The organism is Nocardiopsis sp. TNDT3, assembly GCF_003427465.1.
In the GTDB taxonomy this organism is placed as follows: Bacteria; Actinomycetota; Actinomycetes; order Streptosporangiales; family Streptosporangiaceae; genus Nocardiopsis; species Nocardiopsis dassonvillei.
The window spans coordinates 1-6,090 of sequence record NZ_QPFC01000070.1; the positions used below are offsets into that span (position 1 = coordinate 1).

Here is a 6,090-nt window from a genome sequence, read left to right on the forward strand (position 1 = left end):
ATGGTCCCCCCGGCCGACCAGCAGACGGGCCGCCGGGGTCCGCAGCCCTACGTTCCGCCGGTGCCGCCGCCACCGCACCAGCCCGCCGCGCCCAACCGGCGCAAGGGGACGGTCGTGGCCCTGGTGCTGGGCGCCGTGGCGCTGCTGGCGGCCCTGATCGTCATGGCGACCGTGCTGACCAACCTCAGCGACTGGTCGCTCTTCGGGGACGGCGACCCCCAGGGGGACTCCTCCGAGCAGACGGGCGCCGCCCAGGAACCGCAGGAGCCCGCGCCCGGCGACGAGTCCCCCGGCGGCGCCGACGAGGAGGAGGCGCCCGGCGAGGTGCCCAGCGGGATGTCGGGCGCCTCGGCCGACCGCATGGTCGAGTACCGGATCCGCGGCGTCAGCTGCGGCCTGACCGAGCACAACATCCGCTCGGAGCTGCCCTCGACCGGCCAGTACTGCGTGGTGGACCTGGAGCTGTTCAACGTCAGCGACGAACTGGTGAGGTTCGAGCACACAGAGCAGCAGATGACGACCAGCGGGGAGCCCGTCAACGCCCAGGCGCCGTCCGTGCGCGAGGTCGAGGCCCCGCTGTGGGACCCGGCCGGGATCAGTCCCGGGGTCGCCGCCGGGGGCGAGCTGGTGTTCATACTCCGCGACGACATGGACCCGCGCACGCTGGTGCTCAACCACCGGACGGGCGCGGAGGCCACGGAGATCAACATCGAGCACATCGTGGACTGAGCCCCGGACCGGGGTCGGGCCGCGCCTGTCGCAGGGCGGCACCGTGCCGCCGGGGTGGGGAGCCCCCTGTATCCAGGACACCGCACCGGCGCCCCCGGTCCGCGCCTGTGGACGACCGGTGCCCGGAACGGCCCCCCGAGGGGGCTACTCCCACTCGATGGTGCCCGGGGGCTTGCTGGTCACGTCCAGCGCCACCCGGTTGATCTCGCGCACCTCGTTGGTGATGCGGTTGGAGATCCTGGCCAGCACGTCGTAGGGCACGCGCGACCAGTCGGCGGTCATGGCGTCCTCGCTGCTGACCGGGCGCAGCACGACCGGGTGGCCGTAGGTGCGCCCGTCGCCCTGCACGCCCACCGACCGCACGTCGGCGAGCAGCACCACCGGGCACTGCCAGATGTCGCGGTCGAGTCCGGCGCGGGTCAGCTCCTCGCGGGCGATCGCGTCGGCCTCGCGCAGGATCTCCAGGCGTTCCCGGGTGACCTCGCCGATGATGCGGATGCCCAGGCCGGGGCCGGGGAAGGGCTGGCGCCAGACCATCTCGGCGGGCAGGCCCAGCTCCTCGCCGACCTTGCGCACCTCGTCCTTGAACAGCTCGCGCAGCGGTTCCACCAGCGTGAACTGGAGGTCGTCGGGCAGCCCGCCCACGTTGTGGTGGGACTTGATGTTGGCGGTCCCGGTACCGCCGCCGGACTCCACCACGTCGGGGTAGAGGGTGCCCTGCACCAGGAACTCGACCTCGGCGCCGGTCTCGCCGCTCTCGGCGACGACCTCGCGGGCCGCCTGCTCGAACACGCGGATGAACTCGCGGCCGATGATCTTGCGCTTCTCCTCGGGGTCGGAGACCCCCGCGAGGGCGGACAGGAACCGCTCCTCGGCGTCCACGACCTTGAGCTTGGCGCCCGTGATCGCGACGAAGTCCTTCTCCACCTGCTCGGCCTCGCCCTTGCGCAGCAGGCCGTGGTCCACGAAGACGCAGGTCAGCTGGTCGCCGACGGCGCGCTGCACCAGCGCGCCGGCCACCGCGGAGTCCACGCCGCCGCTCAGCGCGCAGATGACGCGCTTGTCGCCGATGTCCTCGCGGATGCGCTCCAGCTGCTCCTCGACGATGTTGACCATCGTCCAGGTGGGGCGGCACCCGGCGCCCTCGTACAGGAAGCGGCGCAGCACCTCCTGGCCGTGCTCGGTGTGCAGGACCTCGGGGTGGAACTGGACGCCGAAGAGGTTGCGGCCGGTGTGCTCGAACGCGGCGACCGGGGCCCCCGCGGTGCTGGCGGTCGTGGCGAAGCCCTCGGGGGCCTCCACCACCGAGTCGCCGTGCGACATCCAGACCAGCTGCTCGGCGGGCATCCCGGCGAACAGCAGGGAGTCGGTGACCGCCGACAGCTCGGTGCGGCCGAACTCACTGAGGTCGGTCCTGGCGACGGTGCCGCCCAGGGCCCGGGTCATCGCCTGGAAGCCGTAGCAGATGCCGAAGGTGGGCACCCCGGTCTCGAACAGCTCGGGGCCCAGGTTCGGGGCCCCCTCGGCGTAGACCGACGACGGTCCGCCGGAGAGGATGATGGCCTTGGGTTTCTTGGCGAGCATCTCCTCGACGGGCATGGTCGAGGGCACGATCTCACTGTGCACGTGGCATTCGCGGACCCGGCGTGCGATCAGCTGCGCGTACTGCGCGCCGAAGTCGACGACGAGAACGGTGTCGAACGTGCTCTCAGCACCAACGGACACGACGGAGGACCTTCCGCAGGAAGTACAGGGATGTCCGCCCAGTCTAGGGCGTTGCACACGCCCGGAAGGCCCCGCGCGCGTGTGCGGTCCGGCTCAGCTCGCGCGACGGGGCGGCCGGGAGGGCTTCCCGGGGCTCAGGCGGTGAAGCCCGCGGGGTTGGCCGACTGCCAGCGCCACGCGTCGCGGCAGGCGTCGTCCACCGTGCGCACGGCCTTCCAGCCCAGGTCGCGTGCGGCGGCCGAGGGGTCGGCGTAGCACACGGCGATGTCGCCGGGGCGGCGGTCGACCACGGCGTACGGGACGGCCACGCCGGTGGCGCGTTCGAAGGCGCGCAGGCCCTCCAGGACGGAGGTGCCCTGCCCCGTGCCCAGGTTGTAGACGCGGTACCCGGGAGCGTCGGCGAGGTGCTCCACGGCGGCCATGTGCCCCTGGGCCAGGTCCACCACGTGCAGGTAGTCGCGCACGCCGGTGCCGTCGGGGGTGTCGTAGTCGTCGCCGAACACGTTCAGCCGCTCGCGGCGGCCCGCGGCGACCTGCGCGACGTAGGGGAAGAGGTTGTTGGGAACGCCCTGGGGGTCCTCGCCGATCAGGCCGCTGGGGTGGGCGCCGATGGGGTTGAAGTAGCGCAGGGCGGTGATCCGCCAGCGCGGGTCGGCGGCGGCCGTGTCCTGGAGGACGCGCTCGGCGAACAGCTTGGTGGCGCCGTAGGGGTTGGTGGCGGACAGGGCGCTGTCCTCGGTGATCGGCACCTGCTCGGGGTCGCCGTAGACGGTGGCCGAGGAGCTGAACACCAGGTCGCGCACGCCGTGCTCGTCCATGACCTCGATGAGCGTGAACAGGGCGTCCATGTTGTTGCGGTAGTAGCGCAGCGGCTGCTCCACCGACTCCCCCACGGCCTTGAGCCCGGCCATGTGGATGACGGCGTCGACGCGGTGCTCGGCGAAGACCCGGCGCATCGCCTCGGGGTCGGCGCAGTCGGCCCGGTGGAAGGCGACGGCGCGCCCGGTGATGCGCTCGACGCGGCGCAGGGCCTCCTCGTGGCTGTTGGAGAGGAGGTCCACGACCACGACCTCGTGCCCGGCTTCGAGGAGTTCGACCGCCGTGTGGGAGCCGATGTACCCGGCACCGCCGGTGAGCAGTACGTTCATGTCTCGCTTCCCTGGGTGGAGTGCGCCCGCCGCGTCGCGGGCGCTCCCCAGGATAGGCGCCCTCCGGGAGCGGGCCCGTGGACACGCCATGCCCCGTGACCTGCCCTTCGGCGACATGCGGGGGCCGCGGGACCGCCTTTCGGACGCCCCGGTCTCATGCCGTGGCACGAGGCCCTCCGGCCCGCGCGTTCCTATCCTGGGGGAATGCCCGACCTGTCCCCACGCTCCCTCCTGGACCGCGTGACGCTGTGGGCCCGCGGCCACGTGCTCGCCGTGGACGCGCTCTGGGCCGTCGTCTGGTTCGCCATGTCGATGGCGACCTGGCCGAGGGCCAGCTTCGACACCGCCGAGTCGTGGGTCTACCTCGTGCTGGCCACCGCGTGCTGCGCCGCCCTGGCCCTGCGCCGCGTCCGCCCGTTCGCGTGCCTCGCGGTGCTGGGCGTCCTGCTGGCGTTCCACATCCTCTGGTTCGACCAGCCCACGGCCCCGGTGGGCATCTGCGCCCTGGTCGCGTCCTACACGGCGCAGGCCGAGCTCCCGCGCCCGTGGCGCGCCGTCGGTCTCCTCCTGCTCCTGGCCGGAGCGGCCTGGGCCGTCCTCTCCATCCCGCCGGAGAACCTCTCCGCGGACCTGGAGCTGCGCCTCAACAGCGTCGTCTCGGCGTGGACCGCGGTCGCGCTGTTCTCCCTGCTCGGAGCGTTCCGCAGGCGCAACCGCGAGGAGTTCGCCCGCGTCGTGGAGCACGCCCGGCTGCTGGAGACCCAGCGGGAGCAGGAGGTGCGCCTGGCCGCGCTCGACGAGCGGACGCGCATCGCCCGGGAGATGCACGACATCCTCGCGCACTCGCTGAACGTCATCGTCGCCCAGGCCGACGGCGGCCGCTACGCCGCGAAGGCCGCCCCGGAGCGCGCGGTGGCCGCCCTGGCCACCGTCGCCCAGGTGGGACGCGAGTCGGCGGCGGAACTGCACCAGCTCCTGGGCGTCCTGCGCGACGGCGAGGAGCGCGGGGCCGCCCCGGCCCCCGGGGTCGGCGACCTGCCCGGCCTCGTGGAGGAGTACCGCCGCGCCGGTCTGCGGATCCGCCTGGTCCAGCACGGGTCCCCGGCCGCCCCGCGCGGCGGCCGGGCGGACACCGGCGCCCCGGCGACCCTGCCGACGACCGCGTCCCTGACGGTCTACCGCGTGGTGCAGGAGTCGCTGGCCAACGCGCTCAAGCACGGGGGACCCGCCGCCGCGCGGGTCGAGCTGACGTGGTCGCCCGGGCGGGTCGGGATCGACGTGGCCAACTCCGTCCGCGAGGCCGCACCCGCGGCCCTCACCACACCCGCGGGCCCCTCAGGCCGCTCGGAATCCACAGGTCCGTCCGCGTCTGGAGGCCCCTCGGCTCCCCCGGTGTTCGCGGGCCTCTCCGTGCCCACGGCCCTCTCCGCACCCGAGGGGGTCCCTCCCACGGGCCGCTCGGGTCCATCGACACCCGCGGACGCCTCGGGCCCCTCGGCGCCCGCGGGTTCCTGCCGCACCGGAAGGCCCTCCGGTACCGGGAGGCACTCCGCCGCCAAGGCGCCCTCCGCCGTCGGGGCGGTCCCGGGCGGCGCTCGGCGGGGCCCCGGCCACGGCCTGGTCGGCATGCGCGAGCGCGTGGGCCTGCACGGCGGCACCCTGGAGGTCGGCGCCGACGACGCCACCGGCACCTGGCGGGTGCGCGCGGTGGTCCCCTGGGAGGAGGCGTGATCCGCGTGGGGCTGGCCGACGACCAGGTGCTGTTCACGGCGGGCATGGCGATGGTCATCGACTCCCAGCCGGACCTGACCGTGGCCTGGGAGGCGGGCGACGGGGCCCAGGCCCTCGCCAGGCAGCACTCCGACCCCGTCGACGTCCTGCTCATGGACGTCCAGATGCCCGGTACGGACGGGCTGAGCGCCACGCGCTCCCTCGTCTCCTCCGGGGCGGACTGCCGCGTCGTCATCCTCACCACCTTCGACACCGACGAGTACGTGGTCGAGGGGGTGGAGGCCGGGGCCGCGGGCTTCCTGCTCAAGAACACCCCGCCCGAGGAGCTGCTGGAGGCCGTGCGGACCGTGCACCGGGGCGACTCCGTCATCTCGGCCAGCTCCACGCGCAGACTGCTCGGGCACGTGCGCCCGCTGCTGGGCGGCCCCTCCTCCCGCCCGGTCCCGATCGACGGGGACACCCGCCGCGCCGTCGCCTCGCTGACCCCGCGCGAGCAGGAGGTCCTCGTCGCCGTGGCGCTGGGGTACACGAACACGGAGATCTGCGAGCGCCTCGTGCTGTCCATGCCCACGGTCAAGACCCACGTCGGCCACGTCCTGGCCAAGACCGGCTCCCGTGACCGGGTGCAGGCCGTGCTGTTCGCGTTCCGCGCCGGGCTGGTGGGCCGCGAGGACCTGCTCCGGGAGGCGTGAACGGGCACCCCGGCGAGCCCGCCCCTCCCGACGCCCCGCCCGGCTCCGCGCCACCGGCCTTCCCC

At 73.9% G+C, this 6,090-nt stretch carries 4 protein-coding genes and 1 pseudogene; 3 read left to right on the plus strand and 2 right to left on the minus strand.

The genetic code is table 11. The features are described from left to right. Window positions 1–729 (plus strand): annotated as a pseudogene (locus DQW06_RS02035) (serine/threonine protein kinase); the annotation flags it as partial. A 144-nt stretch (window positions 730–873) separates the two neighbouring features. Here the strand turns inward: DQW06_RS02035 and guaA are convergent. Next, window positions 874–2,454 (minus strand): glutamine-hydrolyzing GMP synthase, encoded by a 1,581-nt coding sequence (guaA, locus tag DQW06_RS02040; RefSeq protein WP_013155010.1) that lies wholly within the window; start codon window positions 2,452–2,454, stop codon window positions 874–876. 134 nt (window positions 2,455–2,588) lie between these two features. After that, window positions 2,589–3,602 (minus strand): UDP-glucose 4-epimerase GalE, encoded by a 1,014-nt coding sequence (gene galE / locus DQW06_RS02045; protein WP_013155011.1) that lies wholly within the window; start codon window positions 3,600–3,602, stop codon window positions 2,589–2,591. A gap of 204 nt (window positions 3,603–3,806) precedes the next feature. Between galE and DQW06_RS02050 the strand changes: the two genes are divergently transcribed. Further along, window positions 3,807–5,333 carry a histidine kinase gene (locus DQW06_RS02050; protein WP_117197862.1) on the plus strand — a complete coding sequence of 509 codons (1,527 nt, stop codon included), beginning with the start codon at window positions 3,807–3,809 and terminating at the stop codon, window positions 5,331–5,333. Then, window positions 5,330–6,025 carry a response regulator transcription factor gene (locus DQW06_RS02055; RefSeq protein ID WP_013155013.1) on the plus strand — a complete coding sequence of 232 codons (696 nt, stop codon included), beginning with the start codon at window positions 5,330–5,332 and terminating at the stop codon, window positions 6,023–6,025. The genes DQW06_RS02050 and DQW06_RS02055 overlap by 4 nt, the downstream gene beginning before the upstream one ends. Window positions 6,026–6,090: the final 65 nt, after the last annotated feature.

What these genes read in the sequence shown, in the direction of transcription:
- galE (WP_013155011.1), bottom strand. Translation starts at nt 3,602, where the DNA reads ATGAACGTACTGCTCACCGGCGGTGCCGGGTACATCGGCTCCCACACG.
- DQW06_RS02050 (WP_117197862.1), top strand. Translation starts at nt 3,807, where the DNA reads ATGCCCGACCTGTCCCCACGCTCCCTCCTGGACCGCGTGACGCTGTGG.